The 1094-nt window shown below is 68.8% G+C and carries 1 protein-coding gene; it reads left to right on the top strand.

What is annotated here, in order from left to right:
* The first annotated feature begins 147 nt into the window (after nt 1-147).
* Nucleotides 148-1005, top strand: coding sequence for an alpha/beta fold hydrolase (locus EMA17_RS00015; RefSeq protein WP_126634749.1), 858 nt, complete (start codon nt 148-150; stop codon nt 1003-1005).
* Nucleotides 1006-1094: the final 89 nt, after the last annotated feature.

Genomic DNA, 1094 nt, shown 5'->3' with positions numbered 1-1094 from the left:
CGATCCGGCAGGAAAAGTGCGCCGGCCACGGCGTCGATCCGGTGAGTGTTCCTCGCTGAAGCCGCGGCACTGCTCGACCTTTTCGACAACAGGCAGGCTGAGAAACCCGGTTGCCCCCTCGCGAACGCCGCTGACATGGTCTCGACCATGCCTACCTTCTCCGCGCACGACGGGACCAAGCTCGCCTACGACGTGTTCGGAGACGGCCCTCCGGTCGTCTGCCTGCCCGGAGGCCCGACGGATTCCGCATACCTCGACGACCTCGGCGGCCTCTCCGCCCACCGGCGGTTGATCAGGCCGGATCTGCGGGGCACCGGCCAGTCCGAGAAACCACAGGACATCGCATCCTGCCGCTGCGACCGTCTCGTCGACGACATCGATGCTTTGCGCGAGCACCTCGGCCTCGCCCGGATGGAACTGCTTGCGCACTGCGCCGGCGCCAATCTGGCCGTGCTCTACGTGAGCCGTCATCCGGAAAAGGTCAGCAAGCTCGCACTGATCACGCCAAGCGTCAGGGCCGTGGGCCTCACGATCCCGGGAGACCTCCGGCTGGAGACCGCACAACTCCGCCGGAACGAACCGTGGTTCCCGGAAGCGTTCACGGCCCTGGAAGCGATCGTGGCGGGCAAGGCCACCGCCGACGGCTGGAACGCCATCGCACCGTTCTCCCACGGCCGCTGGGACGAGGCGGCTCAGGCGCATCAAGCCGCCGGGGACGAGCGGACGAACCCGGAGATCGTCGCCGCCTTCGGCGCCGAAGGCGCTTTCGCCCCGGACACCACCCGCACCGCACTCGCCCGGTTCACCCCGCCGGTCCTCCTCCTGGCCGGGGAAGCCGACCCGGGAGCCCCTCCCCACACCATGGCCGAGTTCGCGGGCCTCTTCCCGAACGCCGAACTCGTCGTCCAGCCCGGCGCCGGACACCACCCGTGGCTCGACGACGCCGACCGGTTCGTGGCAACCACCACAGCCTTCCTGGGACACACCACCGCCGCGTCGTCATAACCCCAGCCGTTGAAGTTCCCCGGACGAAACCACGTGGCACAACGGAAAGCAACCGCCCTCGCCGACCACCAGGGACCGGATTGCTCACC

Source organism: Embleya hyalina (assembly GCF_003967355.1).
GTDB classification, from domain to species: Bacteria; Actinomycetota; Actinomycetes; order Streptomycetales; family Streptomycetaceae; genus Embleya; species Embleya hyalina.
The sequence above is the reverse complement of the archived record's forward strand: the minus strand, read 5'-3'. Positions and strand labels throughout refer to the sequence as shown.

Coding starts and splice junctions, on each gene's coding strand:
- EMA17_RS00015 (WP_126634749.1), top strand. CDS start 148: ATGCCTACCTTCTCCGCGCACGACGGGACCAAGCTCGCCTACGACGTG.